The 22,559-nt window shown below is 47.5% G+C and carries 15 protein-coding genes and 1 tRNA gene; 14 read left to right on the forward strand and 2 right to left on the reverse strand.

Annotation, left to right across the window (positions count from 1 at the left end; genetic code table 11):
- Positions 1-28: 28 nt before the first annotated feature.
- From AC1S8V_RS08845 to zapA, 10 genes are all read left to right on the forward strand, one after another.
- Positions 29-994, forward strand: a complete 966-nt coding sequence (locus AC1S8V_RS08845) for an AAA family ATPase (RefSeq protein ID WP_482073312.1) — start codon at positions 29-31, stop codon at positions 992-994.
- A gap of 4 nt (positions 995-998) precedes the next feature.
- Positions 999-2,114 carry a DUF58 domain-containing protein gene (locus tag AC1S8V_RS08850; RefSeq protein ID WP_482073313.1) on the forward strand — a complete coding sequence of 372 codons (1,116 nt, stop codon included), beginning with the start codon at positions 999-1,001 and terminating at the stop codon, positions 2,112-2,114.
- A complete protein-coding gene (locus AC1S8V_RS08855; protein ID WP_482073314.1) occupies positions 2,111-3,424 on the forward strand; it encodes a hypothetical protein in 1,314 nt (437 codons plus the stop codon). Before AC1S8V_RS08850 ends, AC1S8V_RS08855 begins: the two co-directional genes overlap by 4 nt.
- Positions 3,425-3,507: 83 nt before the next feature.
- Positions 3,508-4,464 carry an aldolase catalytic domain-containing protein gene (locus tag AC1S8V_RS08860; protein WP_053780435.1) on the forward strand — a complete coding sequence of 319 codons (957 nt, stop codon included), beginning with the start codon at positions 3,508-3,510 and terminating at the stop codon, positions 4,462-4,464.
- A gap of 290 nt (positions 4,465-4,754) precedes the next feature.
- The gene (locus tag AC1S8V_RS08865; RefSeq protein WP_482073315.1) at positions 4,755-6,881 is read left to right on the forward strand and encodes a bifunctional diguanylate cyclase/phosphodiesterase; all 2,127 of its coding nucleotides are present in this window, start codon (positions 4,755-4,757) and stop codon (positions 6,879-6,881) included.
- A gap of 161 nt (positions 6,882-7,042) precedes the next feature.
- Positions 7,043-7,113: transfer RNA gene (locus AC1S8V_RS08870), tRNA-Gly, on the forward strand.
- Positions 7,114-7,629: 516 nt separating this feature from the next.
- Positions 7,630-9,522 carry a ribosomal protection-like ABC-F family protein gene (abc-f, locus tag AC1S8V_RS08875; protein ID WP_482073316.1) on the forward strand — a complete coding sequence of 631 codons (1,893 nt, stop codon included), beginning with the start codon at positions 7,630-7,632 and terminating at the stop codon, positions 9,520-9,522.
- 408 nt (positions 9,523-9,930) lie between these two features.
- A complete protein-coding gene (gene pheS, locus AC1S8V_RS08880; protein ID WP_047842255.1) occupies positions 9,931-10,965 on the forward strand; it encodes a phenylalanine--tRNA ligase subunit alpha in 1,035 nt (344 codons plus the stop codon).
- Positions 10,966-11,047: 82 nt separating this feature from the next.
- Entirely contained in the window at positions 11,048-13,501 is a 2,454-nt protein-coding gene (gene pheT / locus AC1S8V_RS08885) for a phenylalanine--tRNA ligase subunit beta (RefSeq protein WP_482073317.1), read from the forward strand.
- Between the two features lie 138 nt (positions 13,502-13,639).
- Positions 13,640-16,348, forward strand: a complete 2,709-nt coding sequence (zapA, locus tag AC1S8V_RS08890) for a cell division protein ZapA (RefSeq protein ID WP_482073318.1) — start codon at positions 13,640-13,642, stop codon at positions 16,346-16,348.
- 104 nt (positions 16,349-16,452) lie between these two features.
- Here the strand turns inward: zapA and AC1S8V_RS08895 are convergent, their stop codons facing one another.
- Positions 16,453-16,842, reverse strand: coding sequence for a cupredoxin domain-containing protein (locus AC1S8V_RS08895; protein ID WP_482073319.1), 390 nt, complete (start codon positions 16,840-16,842; stop codon positions 16,453-16,455).
- 214 nt (positions 16,843-17,056) lie between these two features.
- Positions 17,057-17,416: a phage holin family protein gene (locus AC1S8V_RS08900; protein WP_036610114.1), complete on the reverse strand. Its 360-nt coding sequence runs from the start codon at positions 17,414-17,416 to the stop codon at positions 17,057-17,059.
- 187 nt (positions 17,417-17,603) lie between these two features.
- Between AC1S8V_RS08900 and AC1S8V_RS08905 the strand changes: the two genes are divergently transcribed.
- The 4 genes from AC1S8V_RS08905 (at position 17,604) to AC1S8V_RS08920 (ending at position 22,493) form a co-directional block, all read left to right on the forward strand.
- A complete protein-coding gene (locus tag AC1S8V_RS08905; RefSeq protein ID WP_482073320.1) occupies positions 17,604-19,970 on the forward strand; it encodes an endonuclease MutS2 in 2,367 nt (788 codons plus the stop codon).
- 50 nt (positions 19,971-20,020) lie between these two features.
- A complete protein-coding gene (locus AC1S8V_RS08910) occupies positions 20,021-20,461 on the forward strand; it encodes a DUF350 domain-containing protein (RefSeq protein ID WP_482073321.1) in 441 nt (146 codons plus the stop codon).
- 119 nt (positions 20,462-20,580) lie between these two features.
- Positions 20,581-21,147, forward strand: a complete 567-nt coding sequence (locus AC1S8V_RS08915; protein ID WP_482073322.1) for a hypothetical protein — start codon at positions 20,581-20,583, stop codon at positions 21,145-21,147.
- Between the two features lie 131 nt (positions 21,148-21,278).
- Positions 21,279-22,493, forward strand: a complete 1,215-nt coding sequence (locus AC1S8V_RS08920; protein WP_482073323.1) for an MFS transporter — start codon at positions 21,279-21,281, stop codon at positions 22,491-22,493.
- Positions 22,494-22,559 lie beyond the last annotated feature (66 nt).

The raw sequence follows: 22,559 nt of genomic DNA on the forward strand, positions 1-22,559 counted from the left end.
GCTCCATTAACGGAAGGATGGGAATGCGATGGATATCCAAGGAATGGAACAAATGAATCAACAATTGATGAATCATGTGGGAAAAATCATTGTGGGGAAAGAGCATACCATAGAACTGGTGATGACCGCGATCATAGCGTCAGGACATGTATTGCTGGAGGACGTGCCAGGTACCGGAAAAACGATGCTTGCCAAATCGGTAGCCTCTTCATTGGACTGCACATTCCAGCGTATACAGTTTACACCAGACTTGCTTCCATCTGATTTGACAGGTATTCATTTCTTTAATCAAAAAGATGGAGATTTTGAATTCCGACCTGGCCCATTGTTCGCCAATCTTGTACTGGCCGATGAGATTAACCGGGCTACGCCGCGTACTCAATCAAGCTTGCTGGAGTGCATGGAAGAGCGTCAGATCAGTATCGATGGTTCAACGCGACAACTGGAACGGCCATTTATCGTTATAGCCACTCAGAATCCCTTAGATAACCAGGGAACTTTTCCGCTACCTGAGGCACAGATGGATCGTTTTATGATGAAAATTCGTATGGGTTATCCAAGCAGTGAAGAGAGTGTAGAAATTCTGAGACGCACGGTGGCAAGCCGCTCTGTTGACGATTTGTCGGCTGTGATCAGCCGTGAAGAACTTTTGAAGGCACAGGATATGTATAAAACAGTTCAAATCAACGAAGATTTGCTACGATATATTATTCAGTTAACCGAAGCGACAAGACAACATCCGGAGCTCTCGCTTGGCGTAAGTCCACGAGGGGCTCAGGCATTACTCAAGGCAAGTCAGGCCTGGGCTGCACTGCATGGCAGAGACTTTGTTTTGCCAGATGATATTAAAGTTCTGGCGGAACCTGTGCTGGCCCACCGACTTGTATTCCGTAACCGGGTCAGACAACAAGAGGGCTTGGCGGAGCGTATCATCCAGGAGCTTCTGAATCAGATAGAAGTACCCACAGAGAATCTCGCTACAAGCGGGCGCTAGTCTTATGGCATTATTATGGCTTGTCCTTGTTGGAGGCATTGTCGTTGGGATACACGGTGTATGGTTCGGACGACCTGCACTACGAAAGCTCAAGTACAGCAGACAATTCAGCAAGCTGCGTTGTTACGCTGGAGATGAACTTGAGATGGTGGAGACGATAACGAATGAAAAACGAGTCTCCGTACCGTGGCTCAGACTTGAATCGATGATGCCTGTGTCGTTTGTATTTCGTTCCGGCTCGGGTATGGATATTAGCCAAGGAGAGATTTATCAGAATCATAAGAGCATTTTTACACTGAAACCTTTTACTCGTATTACACGCAAGCATCCGTTTGTATGTACTCAGCGTGGGATCTATCCACTCAATACAGCAAGCATGACAGGGGGAGATCTCTTTGGCATATGGCGCTCCACCAAACCGATTCCTTTGCATATGTCCATGGTCGTGTATCCTTCATTAATGAATACAGAGGATCTTCCGGCGATCTATCAAGTGTGGCAGGGGGAAGTGGAAGTGTCGCGATGGATCGTCGAAGATCCGTTCCTGATTCTGGGTGTTCGTCCCTACGGTGCAGGCGATCCCATGAATCGCATTCACTGGAAAGCGAGCGCACGTACGGGTGAATTACAAGTCTACAAGCAAGGATGGACAGCAGATCCGCAATCCTGGATTGTAGTCAACATTCAGGAGTCGGCAGATATGTGGAGTGTGGTCACTCGTCCGGAAAAGATTGAACGGGCACTTCGTTACGCGGCCACGGCTGCAGTGGATGCCATCGGAAGAGGGTTACCTGCAGGCTTCGCCCATAATGGTTATCATGTGGGTGGAGGTCGGGATGCACTTCGAATTGAGCCGGATTATGGTACACCTCATCTGGAGAGGCTACTGGAGGCTATGGCAGAGACAGAGTTGAAATGTATGGTGCCGATGGAGCAATTCCTGAATGATGAAGTACGTCTGAATGAAGAAGCGCAGCAAATCCGCAGCTATCTGTTGATTACATCCTATGTATCTGCCGCTATGGAGCACGAGATTGCACGTCTGCACGAACAAGGACATCGCGTGACGATTCTGCCCGTAGAGGACATGAAGGGCGATACGAAGGCGGTGAGTGCATGAGGGACAGACATACAGCGACTATCAAGGCGCTCATAGCGATGATGGCTGTCATGATGGCGGGCATATACCTTTTTCCAATATTTACACTCGCTTCATTCTACGCAATGGAACATTTGCCGTACACATTATTCATCCTGGTTGTTCTCGCGGGTTGGTTGGGACAATTCATTCAGCATAAAATTCCGGGTTATCGTGAGAAAAGTACATTCATTCGTGGAGTAACGGCACTCGTCATAGGATTTCTCTTCGCACTCTTTATTGGGATGAGCCTCATTCTCCCGTTGCCGGATATCATCACACTGGCACTGTGTGGAGTCATCTCGGTTTATGCAGGTCTGACCTTCGAGCCAGCCTTTCATTCTGTTTTGTTATGGCGCTTGCAGATTATGGGGATAATCAGTGCGATCGTGCTTACGGTTGCTTCGAGCCAGTTGCAATTCATGCAGCCATTGCAAGCCTACACGATATGGATCTATATTGCTGGAGTGATCAGCTTTGCCTTCTGGCTGGTTGGACGATATATGCTACAACTGGACCGGGCAATACTCAATGACGGCAAGCGTAAATTAGTACTGCGCGATTTTGCGCGTGCGAATCATCAGCGCTTCATGTGGATGTTTATCGTGATTGTCGCCATTGGTGCTTTTCCAAGTCTGGCTGCCTGGTTAGCACCGCTACGAGACCGGCTGCTCGCATGGATCAGGGCATGGTTTGGCCCGATTTCCAGCGAGGAGCCACGACTACCCATGGACGACCCCAATCAGCCGTTAAATATCCCGAAGGAGTGGAGAGAGCCGCCCTCAGAGCCCTCAATCTTCTGGAACATCCTCGGATGGGTAGTGATGTGTGCTGTAGCAGGAGCAATCCTGTGGCTGCTTCTGAGATTGGGACAAAAGGCGATAAACAGACTTATGGATCGATTCAAGGGGATGTTACAACCCGGTGAAAAGAAGGCAGAACCACGGACGGAGTATATCGATGTCAGTGAGACGCTTGATGCGCCAGCAAAAGTCCGAAAGAATTGGTTTCGGAAGAAAGAAGCGCCACCAGTACAGGATGCTGAACGTATCCGATATTACTATCGGACATGGATGGACAGGGCTGCTCACCGAGGAGTGGGAATACAGGGGACGTATACTCCGCTGGAGGCTGCACAGACCATTATTCAGAATGGTGTGAAGCCGGAAGAAGATGAGTTGTCTAAGAGACTGCCAGATACGTATAATGCCGTTCGTTATGGAGAGAAAGCTCCTGATGGCAACGATATGGTTGAGATTGATCGAATCTGGAAATCTTATCGAAGTAAATAAGGCCGGAATCCCTTTACTTTTCTTGTCACGTTCAAGTATCATGAGAGGAATACACAAGTTGGTCAGAAAAGGAGCAGACATTAATGAAGACAAATCATTGCAAAATTGTAGATTGTACGATCCGTGATGGCGGATTGGTGAATAATTGGGACTTTAGCGTGGACTTTGTTCAACAGCTGTATGCTGGATTGAATGAAGCTGGCGTTGATTATATGGAAATTGGATATAAGAACTCTCCGAAGTTGCTGAAAGGTGCTGAGGAAGCAGGACCTTGGCGTTTCCTGAATGATGATTTCCTACGTAAAGTTATTCCTCAAAAAGGCAATACCAAACTGTCTGCACTGGTTGACGTTGGACGTGTGGACGAGAATGATATCTTGCCTCGCAGTGAAAGCATGCTGGATCTGATCCGGGTTGCGTGCTACAGCAAAGATGTAGACAAGGCACTTGCACTGGTTCAAACATTCCATGATCGTGGTTATGAAACAACACTTAATATTATGGCCCTCTCCAATGTTATGGAGAATGAGTTGCTGGAAGCTTTTGAATTGATCAAAGAAAGCGCTGTGGATGTTGTCTACATTGTAGATTCGTACGGTAGCCTGGACCATAATGATGTGAAATACCTGGTAGAGAAGTTCAAGACCCACTTGCCTAACAAGCGTCTTGGCGTTCACACACATAACAACATGCAACTTGCGTTTTCTAATACATTGGTTGCGGCGGAACTTGGCGTTGAACTGCTTGATGCTTCTGTGTATGGTATGGGACGTGCGGCAGGTAACTGCCCAACGGAATTACTCGTAGCTCATCTGAAAGGTACGAAATACAATTTGCGCCCAGTACTTGGTGTATTGGAACAGTTGATGGTACCCCTCAGAGAAAAAGAAGAATGGGGTTACATTCTTCCTTACATGATTACAGGTACATTGGACGAGCATCCACGTTCGGCCATGGCGCTTCGTTCATCGGAAGACAAGGATAAGGTTGTTGATTTCTATGATAAATTAACAACACCTGAAGTGAATTTCGATAAGTAATATAGTTATAAATACAGTTGCAAACTAGGAAAACATGGACTCCACCTGGAGATCCATGTTTTTTTAGTTCTTAATGCCTTGTTTTTCTCCATTTTTATGAATAAATATTCCTAGGAGTAACTATTTTTTAGTTCACGTATACAGAATTAAATGTTATTATGTACCAGATAGCATGTGAATGCATGTGAATTGAACGTTGGTAAATATGTTTTTTGTCGAATTGTGTAGAAGGTTTGGTAAGATTGGTTAATGTAATTCAGGATAGGTGATCCCGGGAAGGAAAACACGGCATGAAGGTTAATCTGCAAGATCAGAGAAAAATGGGTTGGGTCGCTATATGCGGCTTATTGTGTTTCCTCGCAAGTCAATGGTTTCGTTCTTCTTCAAGCCCTGATCTGATCATATCGGGTTACCCGGTTTTGACACTCTTGAGTGGGTTCGCTGCGGCGGCGGCTTGTATCGGCATTTATAATCAAAGCTGGTTGTTTCGGACACAGAAGCTGACCCTTCGGAGGGTGTTATTAACAACACTCTTTTTACTAATTGGTCTGTTTGAAGTGGTTCATATCGTTTCATTTGCAGAAGAGATTCCTAACGGAGCGATGATGGAATCAGAGTTCTCCTTGATGATGTCAACTATAGGATCTTTGGTATGTTCAGTAGGTTTGCTGTTCGTGTATACCTTAAATGAGAAGGAAATTGCATTACCGCGCAAATTCTTACTGTTCAGTGGGACATTAGGTACCTTTGTTATTTTATACACCTTGGCTATTCAGGAATGGAGCATGCTGCCCAACATGCTTGAGGGTGAAGTGTTAGGTGGATTTTTCACCCGGGTTCATTTTATGGTCGGATTGCTGTATGGCATTACCGCAGTTATTTTGTTTGTACAATGGAAAAAAACCAGAGATGGTGACTTGCCATCTATTCTATGTGGCATTCTGTGTTTCTTCTATGGTGAATGTTATTTTATTTCCGCAACTGGAGTGAACGATCTCAATCTGCTGTTGGGATTGCTCAGTAACTGTATGGCCTATTTTTTCATCCAAAAAGGGTTGTACACGTCCGTGGTGGACACGCCGTTCCTGCAGCAGCAGGTTGCTGAAGCCAAGATGAATTATATTGCTCATCATGATGATGTGACAGGGCTTCCGAACCGCCGTCGCCTTTCACAGCGGTTAAAAATGATGATGGATGATGCCGTGGTACAGGAACAGCTTGTTGGTGTGCTGGTTCTGAATATTAATCGTTTCAAGACCATTAATGATTCGCTTGGACAGCAAGCAGCAAACCGGGTTCTGCGTCAGGTTGGTCAACGTCTGAAACATTTGTCACTTCCAGGAGAAGAGGTATTTGGCTTGGGAAGAGATGAGTTTGCATTGACGATGACAGATTTCAGTACAACAGATACAGCATTGCGGCGGACAAGATCCATTCTGCAACTTTTTGAGAAGCCGGTCCTGGTTGATGGCAATGAGTATCATCTTACGCTTGGAATCGGCATAGCGATTTTCCCACACGATGGTGAGTCACCACAGGAGATTATTCAGAATGCCGATACAGCGCTGCATAATGCCAAAGAACAGGGAATGGAATTAAATCGTTATGCCCATGCGATGCAGATGAAAGCCCAGGAGCGTTTGCAGCTTGAGAACGATCTGCGCAAGGCATTGGAACGAGGCCAATTCTACCTGGTCTATCAGCCGCAGGTTAATCTGCAAAGTGGGCTGATTGTCGGCATGGAAGCACTGGTACGCTGGCAGCACCCGCAACGGGGCTCGGTATCTCCGGCGGAATTCATTCCCCTGGCAGAAGAGAGTGGGCTGATTGTGCCGCTTGGCGAATGGGTGCTTCGTGAAGCTTGTGCCCAGAACAAGCTATGGCAGGAAGCCGGTTATCGTAAACTGTGTGTTTCGGTGAATCTGTCCATGAGACAGTTCAGGCATTCTCATCTATTGGACAATATCAATGGCATTCTCAAGGAGACAGGGCTTGAGCCTGTATGGCTAGAACTGGAGATCACGGAGAGTATGACATTTGATAAAGATCGGGCATTTGAGCAGTTGCGTAAAATTAAAGAAATTGGTGTGCATATCAGTATTGATGATTTTGGAACGGGATACAGCTCGTTACATTATCTGAAGGACCTGCCGATTGATCGGCTCAAGATTGACCGTTCGTTCGTTAATGAAGTCATGGAGGACAGCAATAACGCTGCGATTGTATCTACCATTACTTCAATGGCGCATCATTTACACCTGAAAGTGACAGCTGAGGGCGTGGAGAACGAAGACCAGATGGTCTTTCTTCGCAATCAACATTGTCATGAGGCTCAGGGGTATTTCTTCAGTAAACCGATTGAGGCCGCTGATTTTGAGGAGAAGTTTTTAAGAGATGTGGATAAACCCACAGGATAGCGAACAGCGGGGGCGCGTGAGTGCTCCTGCTTTTTTTAATATGGATGCGTAATAAAAAAATGGTAAATACGACTTGCATGCTATGAAGGATCATGGTATATTATTCTTTGTAAAATCACTGTTAACTTCCTAATGGAAATTAACCTTAAATCGTCATTCATGCGGGTGTAGTTCAATGGTAGAACTTTAGCCTTCCAAGCTAATAGCGTGGGTTCGATTCCCATCACCCGCTTAATTAAGCAGTTTCAAAGCCCTTGCGATGCAGGGGCTTTTTCTTTTGCTATAAAGAAATCTGAGGGTAACAGCGATCAGAAGATTGTTCTGTCATCAGAGTGGCCAGTGTAAGAATTTAATAGTTCTGATTATATAACCTTTGCTTTTTTACAATGATCTGGTACAATAACGGAGAAATTGATACTACACATGAATGAGAGGTAACCATACGTCCCATGAAGTAAAACACATGAATTAAACCCCAGTTAACTGCAGACGGTTTTATAACGCAGTCAGCCAGAGCGGCTGAGCAATGAGGGGATTCGTGTGTCCAAATTCAGCTATGGGATCAGGTATGGAACCAGTAAGCCTTTGAGGTTTACGTGTACCCTGTATTTGGGGTTTCTTTGTTCATGCCGTAGCTTACCTTAGATCTGTCTTTGAATGCTTGATCCAACCCTGAATTGCCAAACCGCCGGCTGATGCCAGCGGTTTTTTTTGTTCAGCAAAAAGGATGCAGGAAGGATGAGGCCTCATGATGACATTGGTACGCTTACATGAAGTATCAAAAGAGTGGAACGGCAAAGAATTGTTTACAGGATTGAATCTGGAGATTAATGAGGGCGAGCGGCTCGCCATTCTAGGTCGCAACGGATGCGGCAAGACAACGTTGTTACGTATCATTTTGGGTGAAGAGCATGGTGGTGGACGGATTGAACGTCATATCCCGCAGCAGGAATGGGGGTTCATGCGTCAGCGCTCGGAGATTGAGACGGGGATGAATGTATTGGATGCGGTCCGACGTGAGAGCGGTCAGATCTATGAAGTGAAACGGGAACTGGAGGAACTGGAACAACGCTTGAGCATCAGCAGTGAGGCTGATGATGAGCTGCTTGCAGCCTATACACAAGTGACGGGGCAATATGAACAGTTGAACGGTTATATGTGGGAGACCGAAGTAGAGAAGGTACTGACACGCCTTGGATTGTCCGCAGAACATTGGAACAGACCCTATCATTCCTTAAGCGGTGGGCAAAAAACAAAGGCCCGTTTGGCGGGTCTGCTTGTCAGCAAGCCCAAATTCCTGATCCTGGATGAACCGACGAATCATCTGGATGAGGGAAGCATGCGCTGGCTGGAAGAGTGGTTGTCCTCATATGAAGGTACGCTGTTATTTGTATCTCACGATCGTACGTTTATTGATCAGGTAGCCACAGGAGTCATTGAGTTTAGTGCAGAGTCTCTAACCAAATACAAGGGCGGATACTCCGACTATAAGATCCACAAAGAGCGTGAATTACGGGAACAGGAAACGATCTACCGCAGGCAGGAGTTGGAACGTAAGGCGCTGGAAGAGACGATTCGAAATTATCAGGAATGGTTCCATAAAGCGCATAACTCTGCGACTGATGTGGAAGTGAAGATTACCCAGAGCTTCTACAAAGCCAAAGCCAACAAAAATATTTCACGTTACCATGCCAAACAAAAACAGTTGGAACGATTGGAGCAGGAACGGGTGGATAAACCTCGTGAAGCTGCCAAGTTGAACATGGAACTACAGATGAGCACACTGGCTGCACGCCAGCTGCTTGCGCTGGAAGAGGTGAGTTTTTCGTATACAAGTAACCAGCCATTGCTTCGCGACCTTCGAATCACTGTGGAACGCGGAGATCGGCTTGCTGTACGGGGCCCTAATGGAACGGGCAAGACGACACTGCTGAAGTTGATGATTGATGAGCTGGAACCCTCGCAAGGCAAGGTAACACGGCATCCACAGCTGAAAATCGGTTACTTTTCACAGGAACTGGAAGGACTTCCCGAGGATCAGACGCTTCTGGATAGCTTGCTTACCCTTCCATCCATGACACAAAGTGCGGCACGGACCATTCTGGGATGTTTTCTGTTTTCCAGGGGTGATGTTTTCAAGCGGATCGGGGATTTGAGCATGGGGGAAAAGTGCAGAGTGGCGTTTCTGAGGCTATACTTTGGCGGAGCCAATCTGCTGGTGCTGGATGAACCGACCAACTATCTGGACATTGATACCCAGGAAGTTATGGAGAATGTATTGAAACAGGCTTCTGGTGCTTTGGTGCTTGTATCTCATGACCGGATGCTGACGAAGTCACTCGCGAATCGGTTGTGCGATCTGGAGACTGGTGGCACAGCAACGCTGTTCGAAGGAGGTGTATCCGATTGGGAGCAGTCCAGCAAACTTCGGGAGCAGGCGCTGGAGACCCGGGAATCCGATGACGAGCGGTTGCGATTGGAGATGCGCTTATCCGAGTTACTTTCTCCTGTGAGCACTGCTGGAAAAGACAGTCTGACACAGCCCGAGCATTCGAATGAGCGAGCAGTCGAGGCAGCTGAGATTCGCGAAATCCAGCAGCGCCTGAAACAATTGAAAGATAAGGGTGCAAGCATAAAATAGAACATGGACGGCTTGCTATTTCGATCTATTTTGCATATAATTATGAACGATCATCGATGATTACATCGATATGGGTATAACAAGCAAACGTGATGATGGAGATAAGTAAGCAGTGCCTCTGGACAGGGAGGAAGCGCCGTAGATTGAGAGCGTTTCTGTAGAACAAGGCTGCCGAAATTCACTCCGAAGCGGTTCCCTGAACCTGTTTGAGTGTAAACACAGACAACAGTAGGGGCAAACGGTTAACGGTCGTTATTCCGTACAAAGTGAGACAGAACAAGTTGCAGACCGAATGAGTCGTGCAGCAATGGATGTCTAACAAGGGTGGTACCACGGTCTTTTCGTCCCTTCAGGGGAGAGAAGGCCTTTTTTTGTTGCAAAAACACCACAAAAAGGGGGCAATTACACATGAAAGAACGTTTAGAGGCATTGAAGATCGAAGCGCTGGAGCAGTTGTCTGGTGTGAATGATCCGCAGACGCTCAGTGATCTGCGTGTGAAGTATTTGGGGAAAAAGGGTGCATTGACTGAAATTTTGCGCGGTATGGGTGCGCTTAGTGCGGAGGAACGTCCAGTTATTGGTCAAGTAGCCAATGATGTGCGGGCTGCCATTGAGGAAGTGATCGACAGCAAGCAGGATCAATTCCAGAAGGAAGAGACGGCGAAGCGTCTGCAATCCGAGAAAATTGATGTGACTCTGCCAGGACGTCGTGGACGTCAAGGCGGACTGCATCCACTAACCAAAGTGGTACAGGAGATCGAAGATATTTTCATCGGCATGGGATACCGCGTTGCGGAAGGTCCTGAAGTCGAAATGGATTATTACAACTTTGAAGCATTGAATCTGCCGAAGAATCACCCGGCGCGCGATATGCAGGATTCTTTCTATGTTACAGAAGACTTGTTGATGCGTACCCATACATCTCCGGTTCAAGTACGTACCATGCAGAGCATGAAGGGCGAAGTGCCTGTCAAAGTCATCTGCCCAGGTAAAGTATACCGCCGTGATGACGACGATGCGACGCACTCTTTCCAATTCAACCAGGTTGAAGGATTGGTCATCAGCGAAAACATTCGTATGAGCGATCTGAAAGGAACCCTGCTGCAATTCGTGCGCGAAATGTTCGGTTCCCACACGGAAATTCGTCTGCGTCCAAGCTTCTTCCCGTTCACGGAGCCAAGTGCGGAAGTGGATGTAACTTGTGTGCAATGCGGCGGTAGCGGGTGTCGGGTATGTAAGCAAACAGGCTGGCTTGAAATTCTGGGCGGCGGCATGGTTCACCCGAAAGTGCTTGAGATGGGTGGATATGATCCTGAGAAATACAGTGGTTTCGCATTCGGAATGGGCGTAGAACGTATCGCGATGCTGAAGTATGGTGTTGATGACATCCGTCACTTCTACAACAGTGATCTGACCTTCCTGAAGCAATTTGGACGGCTGTAACTTTACAATAAATAGATCTGCATTCATAGAGCAAGTGTTAGGAGCGGCAACACTAATTTATAGATTAAGGAAGTGAACGTCCATGAGAGTATCGACAGATTGGCTGTCTGATTATATTTCCCTTGAAGGTGTGACGCCACAGGAATTGGCAGAGAAGATCACCCGTGCGGGAGTCGAGATTGATGTAGTGGAGAACCGCAACAAGGGTGTAAATAAAGTCGTTGTGGGTTATGTGAAGAGCAAGGAGAAACACCCGGATGCTGACAAACTGAATGTATGTGTCATTGATGCGGGCCAGGAAGAAGATCTGCAGATCGTGTGTGGTGCGAAAAATGTGGATGCAGGCCAAAAAGTAGTCGTAGCTCTGGTTGGAGCGAAGCTCCCAGGTGGATTGGATATCAAAAAAGCCAAACTGCGCGGCGTTGTCTCCCTTGGCATGATCTGTTCCGCCAAAGAACTGGGCATGAACGATAAATTGCTGCCAAAAGATCAGCAGGAAGGTATTCTCGTTCTGCCGGAACAAACGGAGATTGGCATGCCAATCAGCCAGGTTCTTGGTCTTGACGACCATGTGCTTGAACTGGATCTGACACCGAACCGTTCCGACTGTCTCAGCATGCGTGGGGCGGCTTATGAAGTGGGTGCCATCCTGGGTCGTGAAGTGAAGCTGCCGAGTCCCAAAGACCAACTGGTTGAAGCTCGTGACGCAGCTGCGAATCATATCTCTGTAGAGATTAAGGCGCAGGAGCAATGCAGTCACTATGCAGCTCGTTATGTAACTGGCATTAAGCTGAGTGCTTCCCCGCTGTGGATGCAAAACCGTCTGATGGCAGCAGGTGTTCGTCCAATCAACAACATCGTTGATATCACGAACTATGTCATGCTGGAATACGGTCAACCGTTGCATGCATTTGATGCGGATAAGCTGGAGAAAGGCCATATTGAAGTGCGGATGGCCAACGAAGGTGAAACGATTGTTACGCTGGATGGCCAGGAGCGCAAGCTGGAGCCGCACATGTTGCTCATCACAGATGGCGTGAAGCCTGTAGCCATCGCTGGGGTTATGGGTGGCGAGAATTCCGAGGTATCGGAAGGCACGGTGAATCTGTTGCTGGAGTCCGCCAAGTTCGACGGCGGCACCGTTCGGAAAACGTCGCGCCAACTGGGGCTGCGTTCCGAAGCAAGCATGCGTTTTGAGAAGGAAGTAGATCCGGGTGCGGTCATTACGGCTTTGGATCGTGCGGCTGAACTGATTCAGCGTTATGCTGAAGGTGAAGTGCACCAAGGAATCGTGGAAGCTGGCGCAGAAGCTGCGGAGAAACGTGTAATTCAATTGTCGCTGGATAGACTGAATCGTTATCTGGGAACCGATCTGTCTTTGCTTGAGGTGAAAACCATCTTCGCTCGTTTGCACTTTGCATGTGGTGATGCTGATCAAGGATTGCTGGATGTGGAAGTACCAACACGCAGAGGGGATATTACGCTCGATGTAGACTTGTTTGAAGAGATTGCACGCCTGTACGGATACGACAACATTCCAACCACATGGATTGAAGGACCGACGACTCCAGGGGCATATACACGCTCTCAAGCGATGCGTCGCACCATTCGTGGATTGCTCTCAGGCAGTGGCTGGCAGGAAATGATCAGTTACTCCTTTGTACACCCGGATAAAGCGACACTGTTCCCGGCATTGACACAAGGCAGTAAAGCCGTGAAACTCGCGATGCCTATGAGTGAGGACCGCAGTGTGCTTCGTACGAGTATTTTGCCGCAAATGCTGGATGCAGCGGTGTATAACATGAACCGTAAACAGGACTCACTGGCTGTATTTGAAGTGGGCAATGTGTTCTTCACTGAAGAAGATCAGTTGACCAAGCAACCACATGAGATTCCGGTACTGGGCTTGTTGCTCACTGGGAATCGTGCAACTCAGCAGTGGAATGTTGGAGCGGAGAAAGTAGACTTCTTCGATCTGAAAGGTGCCCTTGAGCATCTGTTCGCCTATGTGGGTCTGGAACAGCGCATTCGTTTGGTAGCAAACAGCCCTGAAGGATTCCATCCGGGACGTTCCGCATCGGTTTATCTGGAAGGGAAGGATGGCGGGGAAGGTACATTGATCGGTACATTGGGTCAATTGCATCCGGAACTGCAACAGCAGTATGATCTGAATGATGTATATATCGCAGAGATTGCACTTGAATCAATCTACAGTGAAGCGGACGCTGACATTCGTTATCGTGAACTTCCGCGTTTCCCGGCCATGGAACGTGATATCGCGGTTGTTGTGAGTGAGGATATTGAAGCTGGGGATATGCTGCGCGCCATTCGTGAATCGGCGGGTGAATTGTTACAATACGTACAGGTATTCGATGTGTTTACTGGCAGTAAACTGGGTGAAAACAAGAAAAGCGTGGCGATGGCACTGGTGTACCGGAATCGTGAACGTACACTCACCGATGAGGAAGTTACTGAAGTTCACGCCCGTGTAGTGGCTCGTCTGGAAGAGCAATTCGGAGCGGAATTGCGTAAATAGGACAGAAGAAGATTTTTTGAACAAAGATTAGCAGGAATTGTTTGAAGTCACATCGAATCCTTAGCATTAGAGGATCGATGTGACTTTTTTGTGATTACAGCTTAGAATCAACATACAGACTTGAAGGAGGGCACAACTGTGACTACACCTGATCGTACACGCGTCACCGTAGAGATCTACGGGACTTCCTATAAACTGGTTGGCAGCAGTGCCGACTATATGAAACAAGTAGCTAACCTGGTAGATGAGCGTATGAGCGCGATCTCCAAGCAAAATTCCCGTCTGGATACTCCGCGTATTGCGGTACTGGCGGCTGTACATATGGCTGAACAGTCTCTTCAGACTCAGGAAATCCGGAATGAACTGAAGATGCTTACTGGAGAACGTACAGAACTGAGAAACGAATTGAATCGGTTGAACGCCATACAAAATGAACATCAACAAGAATTGGAACGGCGAGACCAGTCTTTTGCTGAATTGCAGAAGCTGAAGCTCGAAGCCGAACAGGCCCTGCAAAAGGCCGAAACGGACAAGCAAGCAGAAATGGCCAAGTTAAACAAACTGCTTGAGCAGGAGCGTGCCCAGGCAACGGAGCGATTGCAGAAGTTGCAGGCTCAAACTACGGCACAACTCAAAGAAGCAGAAGCCAAGGGAACGAGACAGCTCAAGGAAATGGAAGAAAAAGCGGCAAATCAGCTTAAAACTGCACAGGCACAGGCCGCTTCTCAGCTAAAAGAAGCTCAGAACCGTTCTGCAGCGGAATTGCAGCAGGCGCAGGCCAAAGCTGCGGCGCAATATAAAGAGTTGCAGGACAAGAGTGCAGCTCAATTAAAAGAAGCCGAAAGCCGTGCCGTTGCAGAACGTCAACAGATTGAAGCCAAGGCTGCGCAGCAGGTTCAGACAGCCAAGGAAGAAGCCGAGTCGGCCATTTTGTCCGAGTTGGAGCAGGCAGAGAGCAATCTGAAGAAAGCTCAGGAAGAAGCGGCACTGCGATATCATGAACTTCAGCAACAGATGGAACTTCGTCTTCAACAGGCTGAAGAAAAAGCGCTGCAACAGACACAAGAGCTCACGGATCAGGCGAATCAGGAACGGGCTGACTTGCAGGAACAAGCGGAGCAAAAGCGCCTGACTGAGATAAATCAGTTAAATGCGGAGTTCAAGGCGTTATCCGAGCAGTTGGAACTCGAATGGATGGAGAAAGAAGCAGCCCTCGAGGAACAATTGCAGCAAGCCAAGGAAGCAGCAGCGTCCCAGGCAACAGAAGCCGCAGCGGCGGCAGAGGCCTTATTGCAAGAAGAACGGGGCAAGCTCAAGCAGCAGCTTGAGGAACAACGTAAACAGGCGGAGACTAAACTATTAGATGTCGAAGAGCAATTAGAAGAAGTGATGACCCAGCTCATCAGTGCACAGGACATGGTTGCAGAGCAAGAACAGCAGCTTCAGCACGAGCGTGGTCAATTGGAATCGTTACGTCATGAGCATGGGGTCCGTAAACAGGAGCAGGAAGTTCAGACTCGCCGAATTACGGAACTGGAGCAGCAACTGGAACAGTTGAAAGAGGATCGTTCCCAGTTACAGGAGCTTCTCCGTGAAACGGAACAGGCTGCCCAGCAATCTCGTGATGCACAGCAACAATGGAAGCAGAAGTATAATGAAACTGTGGATAGAGAATCCTCTCTCACGGCCCAGCTACGCAAACTTCAGGAGCAACATGCACAGCTTGAACAGGAAGCTCAAAAGCTTCGTGAGGCTGAAGTGAAGTCGGAAGAGGAACAGCGCAGACTGCAAAAAGTGCTTGAACAGGCTCATGCTGCGGTGCGTACATTGCAGCATGAGATTGGCACACTTACGGAACGTGAGCAGTCCTGGAAGGACCTTGCTGAGCAGCGATTGGCTGAGATCGGAGACCTGGAGAATCAGATTCTTGAAGTTGCTGAACAAAATGAAACGTTGGAGTCTGGTGTGCAATCCCTCCATGATGAATTGTCGGTGGTGAAGGAAGAGTCTCGTTTCAACCATGAAGAGGCTGTGCAATACCAGAAGGATGCAGAGCTTTTGGAAGAGAAACGCAAACAGCTTGAAGTTGAGCTAAATGTTGTTCGGGAAGAGCTGAACCAACTTCAGGATAATTATAAACAAATCCGTAACGATTACAGTGATGCATTACAACGGGAAGAGAATTACAGTTCCAAGCTGGATGAATTGAGTACGGAGAAGCAAGAGATTGTGAGCGCACTTGAAGAAGCAAGACAGACTTCAGCGAAACTTTCCGAGCGCTACTCCGAGCAAGAGAGCCGGCTGGCCCAGACCGAGGAAGAAGCATTGGAGTGGCAGATCAAACACGAAGAACTGTCAGTCAAACAGGCTGAGTTGGCATCCCGTGTGGAGCAGTTGACGAGACGTGAAGAAGAACTTCGCTCAAGCGTTGAACAAGCAGAGCAGAACGACCAGGTGTGGCAACGCCGTGCAGATGAATGGGCTGCTCAGGAACAATCCTGGCAGGAACGCTGGGCTGCACTTGAGAATGAACTGACGGTTTGGAAGAGAGAAAGTGCGGCAAGTAGCGAGTTGCTGGAGGGACTGGAGCAAGAACGACAGCAGCTGGACAAGTTACGTGCAGAAGCAACCCTGGAGAAACAGACCATGGAAAATGAACTGCTTGAGATGGGAGAGCGTTACGAACTAGCGGCCAATCAATTACGTTTGTTACAGGTTGAACGCGAAATGGAGCAGGAAAAGGCAGAGCATCTGAATAAGGAATATCGTCAGTTGCATGATGAATATACGAAATTGCAGACGGAATATAACGAATGGATTGAATTGATTGAACAGGACCAGACCTAGCGGATTGATTGTAGCAGAACTGGCTCGTGTGCAACGCACTCTGGTACAATTTGTTATACTAAAGAAGGAGCTCCCGTCGCTGCGGGGGCTCCTTGTCTTGAATACTATTCTTCAACGATAATTTTGGAGATCATGCTACTGTGTCCGGAACCACAGAAGACCGAACAGGACATTTCAAATTCACCGACTTTGTCCGGGGTGATCACTTTGGAACTATTTTTGGTGTCGAGCATAAGATTCAGCTCCGGCACGAGTATACCGTGATTTCCGTTTACATTTTCATAAACAATGTTAACCGGGACACCTTTTTTAAGATGGTACTCGGGTTGATCAAATTCGTAGTTGCTTGCCTTGATCACCAGTTCTTCACTGGCTGTAACTCCAGCATCCGATCCGTTGCTGTCAGAGTCTGCGGACTGATTTGCTCCTCCGCATGCAGTGAGGACCAGAATTAACATACAGGCAGCAAGCCATGTTATGCCTTTCTTCATCATGTGCCTCCTTAGGGTAATATGGATAAGATGTGAATGATTGCTCCAGTCATCATACCGCAATATGTGGATGCCTGTACACGCTGCGTATGTCGTTTTTTTGAAAATTGTATGTGTTTGTTGCACTATCGTTACGGTCCGAATGAAATAAACCTCTTCCGGCATAGGCCTTCAGAGGTTTAGGAGTATTCATGGGTACGAAAAGGAGAAGCTGGTATTAGCTTTTGGAGCTTCGTCCGGCATCAAAAGGGGTGGATACGGGAATGAACAGATCGATAATCCCGATAACCAGCGCAGCGAGAATGGCACCGAGCAGGCTGACTTCAACATGATCTACAACATATTGACCAAGCCAAATCACCAGTGCGCTAACGATAAATCCGACAATACCACGACCAAACGGGTTGACCCTTTTGCCGAAGATACCTTCAACGATCCAGCCAAGCAGGGCAATGACAAGAGCAAGCAGCAGAGCGCTCCAGAAGCCACCAACGGCGAATCCGGGAACGATCCAGCTGACCACCATTAATACAATTGCTGCGATGACAAATCGCACGACATGTCCCAGGAAATTCATGGTGTTTACCTCCTTTTATTCGGATTGAACTGAGCAGGGCAACTCCATGGGGCTGGAGAGGTTGCACAATCCTGACACCTGTAGTTTGTGGTGCTATGGTTGAAGTTATGTGTGGAAGGATTCGTTAAATAGCGTAAGAAAGTTTCTTTCGTTATAATACAGATATAGTTTGGAAGGAGTTGTACACTTGGACACGAAAATTTTACACACACTGGAATATCGCAAGATTTTAAATACATTGCTTAGCTTTGCCCAGACGACAATGGGCAAAAAGAAAGCGGAGCAACTTGAACCGATCAGTGAACTTGAAGAAGTGAAGCGGTTGCTGCAGCAAACCGATGAAGCATTCACATTTGATCGTCTGAAAGGCTCGCCATCTTTTGGAGGGATTGTAGATATTACGGCCTCGATCAAACGTGCTGAAATTGGAGGAACGCTTAATCCTCACGAACTTTTGGGAATATCCAATACGACCTTTGCTGCACGGCGATTGAAACGCCTGATTGCCACTCTGCATGAAGATGAGACGATTGAATCCTTGTTTTATATCAGCGATCAACTGTCAGAGCAAAAAACGCTTGAGGATGCCATCAAAATCTGTATCGACGATAATGCAGAAGTTGCCGACAGTGCAAGCGTAACGTTGGCGCAGATTCGTCGTGAGCTTAGAGGTGGAGAAGCACGGATTCGTGAGAAACTGGATTCCATGATTCGATCCTCTACCGTATCCAAGATGCTGCAGGATCAGCTCATTACGATCAGAGGGGATCGTTTTGTTATCCCGGTGAAAGCGGAATATCGTTCATACTTCGGTGGGATTGTACATGATCAATCCGGTTCAGGCGCAACATTGTTCATCGAGCCGGAATCTATTGTTGCAATGAACAACAAATTGCGCGAGACCCGTATTCGGGAAGAACGTGAAATAGAAATTATTTTGCAGAAATTGACGGCACTTGTCAGCGAACAGGGAGAATGGCTGCTGTATGATGTCGACTTGCTGGGATCGCTTGATTTTATCTTTGCCAAAGCACGTCTGGCTCGTGAGCTGAAGGCAACGTTGCCCCGCATGAATGACCGCGGATTCATCAAACTCAAAAAAGGGCGTCATCCGCTGATTCCGATTGAAAATGTGGTCCCAATTGACATTGAGCTGGGTAATGATTACACATCCATCATCGTGACAGGTCCGAATACGGGGGGTAAGACGGTAACGCTCAAAACAATTGGATTGCTGAGTCTGATGGCGATGTCCGGTTTATTCGTTCCGGCAGAGGATGGCAGTCAGTTATGTGTATTTGATGCGATCTATGCAGACATTGGGGACGAGCAGAGTATCGAGCAGAATCTGAGTACCTTCTCCAGTCATATGACAAACATCATTCGCATTCTGAAAAACATGACACCGAAAAGCTTGGTATTGCTCGATGAACTTGGAGCAGGAACAGACCCGGCTGAAGGTTCCGCACTGGCAATCTCTATGCTGGAGCATATGCACCGGACGGGCTGTCGCATGGTTGCAACTACCCATTACAGTGAACTGAAAGCATACGCATACGAGCGTAAAGGCGTCATTAATGCCAGTATGGAATTTGACATTAATACACTGAGTCCAACCTATCGCCTTCTGGTGGGTGTACCTGGACGAAGTAATGCATTTGCCATTGCAGAGCGTCTGGGGCTGCCGGGTTACATTCTCGACTACGCTCGTGGCGAAGTGAAGGAAGAGGATCAACGGATCGAGCACATGATTGCTTCTCTTGAAGAGAACCGACTTACCGCAGAGCAAGAGCGTGAGAAGGCGGAGATCTTGCGTCAGGACATGGAGAAATTACGCAGTCGTCACCAGACTGAACTGGAAAAGCTGGAACAGCAGCGTGATCGTCGGATTGAGAAAGCAGAAGAAGATGCACGGGGCATTGTGGACAAGGCTCGTGCGGAAGCGGAGAAGATTATAGCAGATCTTCGCCAGTTGGCTATGGAAGAAGGTGCTTCCGTGAAGGAGCACAAACTCATTGCTGCCCGCAAACAGCTGGATGAAGCTGAACCGGAGAAACGCAGGAAAATCGTCAAGAAGACGGCAGCAGCACCGAAGACTCGTGCCATCGGCCCTGGTGATGAAGTGCTGGTCTATAGTTTGAATCAAAAAGGCCATGTTGTGGAGATGTCGGGTAGCAAAGACGCGATGGTGCAGCTGGGGATTATGAAAATGAAAGTATCCCTGGATGACTTGGAACTGCAGCAATCAGCTCCCGCAGCCAAACCGAAACAAAAACCGGTAACTGGCATGAAACGCACGCGTGATGACAATGTGAAGAGTGAACTGGATCTGCGTGGTACCAACCTGGAAGAAGCCCTCATGGAGACAGACCGTTTCATTGATGAAGCTTTCCTCGCCAATTTGGGCCAAGTGTATATTATTCATGGTAAAGGTACAGGGATTTTGCGTTCCGGTATTCAGGATTACCTGCGTAAGCATAAACATATTAAAAGTTACCGGCTGGGCAATTACGGAGAAGGCGGGAACGGTGTGACCGTCGCAGAATTGGAATAGCCGGACCATGAATCAATGATATTCTGCGGCCTTATTCATGAAGGTCGCAGATGGAGAGAGGGGAACGGTGCGTGAAAGAAAGCATTGACCAATTGCTGTCTCATCCCTTGGGGATGGTACTCGGTTTTTTCTCGGTAGCGATTATGGAGCTGCTTATATTTCTGGCTTGCTTCGAACTGGTGACCAAATATAAATGCTGGACGGAGATCAAGAAGGGCAATATGGCCGTTGCCATGGCGACAGGAGGAAAGATCTTCGGGATCTGTAACGTACTGCGTTTCAGCATACAGTCTAAATCTTCGGTGTATGAAGCCATGACATGGTCGTTTGTCGGATTTATTCTTCTGCTCGTTGCCTATTTTCTGTTCGAATTCCTGACACCCGTCTTCTCCATTGATAAGGAGATCGAAGCGGGTAACCGAGCTGTCGGATTGATATCCATGATTATTTCCGTCTCATTGTCGTTTGTTATTGGCGCGAGCATTATCTAGGAGGACCGTCATGAAGATATTGATACGGATTCTGTTTGCAGCATCGATTGTGTTCTTTGCCATCGGTGTCATCTATGTAATGAATACATGATTATTTGAAAGAGAAAGGTTGATTCAATATGGAAACAACAGTATGCCCTTGGTGTCACACGGAGATTGTATGGGATGAGGAACTCGGTCCTGAAGAAGAGTGTCCATATTGCCACAATGAATTGAAGGGATATCGTACGCTCAACATTGACATCGGTGATGAAGAGCATGATGAAGCTGACGATGACATTTATGATGTGAACCATGCAAACGATGAGAAACAGACTACGGATCTTTCAGATCTGTGGGGGGATGAAGTTGAGCTTAAATTGCCTGAGTTGCGAACGTTAACCAAATACGCGGATGAAGGTAATGACCTGATTCAATATGAACAAGGTGTCCAGAAGCAACTTGATCATCAGGAAGAAGTGCCGGAGTGCCCGAATTGTCGGGAATTCATGATTCTCACTGGCACTCAAGCTGCAACGCAGGATAACTTTACTCCAGTTGCTAACGCAGCTTCGGGTGAAGGCTCCCTATTATCACCACCATTTACGGTTCAAACTTATGTGTGCTCGGGATGTTTCCAAGTGCAATACAGTCTGTCTGAGAATGACCGCCTGCGTCTGATTAAGAACCTGAGTGCGCATAAATAGATAGCATTCGGAAATGCATACCAATTTCAAAGCAATCTTGAAGATTCATCATGTTTTCCTCTAGCTTGGGGCACGTTAACCCTGAGACCTACCTGTATACAGTTCACTTCAGGTGGATTAAGGAGGAGCAGATGAAGATTACTTTAGGCCGACAATCCATTCTGCTTTTGGGCGTGAATGGATTGTTTGCGTTAGCCGGAGCGCTGTCGGGAACCTTTTTGAATGTGTTTCTGTGGAAAACCCGTCCGGATTATGCCATGTTGGGTTGGTTCACCATCAGTCAGCAATTGGCCATTGGACTCACGTTCTGGCTTGCTGGCAAATGGGTCAAGGAACACAATAAAATGAGTGCTTTACGACTAGGTACTGCACTGTCCGGGCTTTTCTATATGGTTGTCCTCTGGGCCGGTTCCAAAGCTGTAGACTGGATTTGGCCTCTGGGCATACTACTGGGTTGTTCTCTGGGGCTATTCTGGATCGCATTTAATGTCGTGTATTTTGAAATAACGGATCGGGAAAACAGAGATCTATTCAATGGCTGGGTCGGATTACTTGGCTCGCTGACAGGAATTATAGGTCCATGGTTCTCCGGTCTAATTATTACCCGAATGACGGACAATACAGGGTATCGGCTCATATTTACGGTATCACTCGTCATTTATGTTATCGCGGTAGTCTTTAGTTTTTTTCTCAAAAAGAGAAAGGTAAGCGGAACATACCGCTGGTCTGAACCCTGGATACAGCTATCCAAACCGGATAGCCCCTGGAGGACCTTGGCTTTGGGTTTGTTCGCTCAGGGTGCGCGGGAAGGTGTCTTTGCCTTTTTGATTGCTCTGCTTGTATACGTGGCTACTGCACAGGAGTACAAGTTGGGACAGTTCTCACTCATCACTTCTGCCGTGGCATTACTAAGTTATTGGGCAGTGGGGAAATGGTTTAAACCACAGTATAGATCGAGAGGGATGTTCATCGGAGCTCTGATTCTGCTGATTGTGCTGATTCCTCTTCTGTGGAAAGTGACCTATGTTACGCTGTTAATCATGGGGATTGGAAGTGCAGTTGCGATGCCATTGTATATTTTACCTATGATATCAGCGGGATTCGACATGATGGGTACGAGTGGCGAAAATGTGGAGAAAAGGGTTGAACTTGTCGTATTGAGAGAGTTATGTCTGATGGTTGGCCGACTTTTCGGGTTGATCATATTTATTATAACGGTCATGAATACTCCGTCTCTACGCATGTTAACCTGGCTTATTATCGTTCTGGGTGCTTTTCCGCTGATCGGATGGTTCTTTATGCGTAAATTATTGAATCGGACGGAAGGTCAAGAGTCGTCGGGTTAGCAGCCTTTCAATACTTAAACAGGGTACAATGCAGGGAAAGAGAGAACTTTCCTTGTACTGCGTACC

The sequence above is a fragment of the Paenibacillus sp. B46(2026) genome (assembly GCF_056786355.1).

Bases quoted from the DNA above. Each gene is read 5' to 3' on its own strand.
- AC1S8V_RS08910 (WP_482073321.1), top strand. From the start codon at position 20,021: ATGGAGAGAGGGGAACGGTGCGTGAAAGAAAGCATTGACCAATTGCTG.
- pheT (WP_482073317.1), top strand. From the start codon at position 11,048: ATGAGAGTATCGACAGATTGGCTGTCTGATTATATTTCCCTTGAAGGT.
- AC1S8V_RS08915 (WP_482073322.1), top strand. From the start codon at position 20,581: ATGGAAACAACAGTATGCCCTTGGTGTCACACGGAGATTGTATGGGAT.
- AC1S8V_RS08860 (WP_053780435.1), top strand. From the start codon at position 3,508: ATGAAGACAAATCATTGCAAAATTGTAGATTGTACGATCCGTGATGGC.
- AC1S8V_RS08895 (WP_482073319.1), bottom strand. From the start codon at position 16,842: ATGATGAAGAAAGGCATAACATGGCTTGCTGCCTGTATGTTAATTCTG.
- AC1S8V_RS08855 (WP_482073314.1), top strand. From the start codon at position 2,111: ATGAGGGACAGACATACAGCGACTATCAAGGCGCTCATAGCGATGATG.
- pheS (WP_047842255.1), top strand. From the start codon at position 9,931: ATGAAAGAACGTTTAGAGGCATTGAAGATCGAAGCGCTGGAGCAGTTG.
- abc-f (WP_482073316.1), top strand. From the start codon at position 7,630: ATGATGACATTGGTACGCTTACATGAAGTATCAAAAGAGTGGAACGGC.
- AC1S8V_RS08920 (WP_482073323.1), top strand. From the start codon at position 21,279: ATGAAGATTACTTTAGGCCGACAATCCATTCTGCTTTTGGGCGTGAAT.
- AC1S8V_RS08845 (WP_482073312.1), top strand. From the start codon at position 29: ATGGATATCCAAGGAATGGAACAAATGAATCAACAATTGATGAATCAT.
- AC1S8V_RS08850 (WP_482073313.1), top strand. From the start codon at position 999: ATGGCATTATTATGGCTTGTCCTTGTTGGAGGCATTGTCGTTGGGATA.
- AC1S8V_RS08865 (WP_482073315.1), top strand. From the start codon at position 4,755: ATGAAGGTTAATCTGCAAGATCAGAGAAAAATGGGTTGGGTCGCTATA.
- AC1S8V_RS08900 (WP_036610114.1), bottom strand. From the start codon at position 17,416: ATGAATTTCCTGGGACATGTCGTGCGATTTGTCATCGCAGCAATTGTA.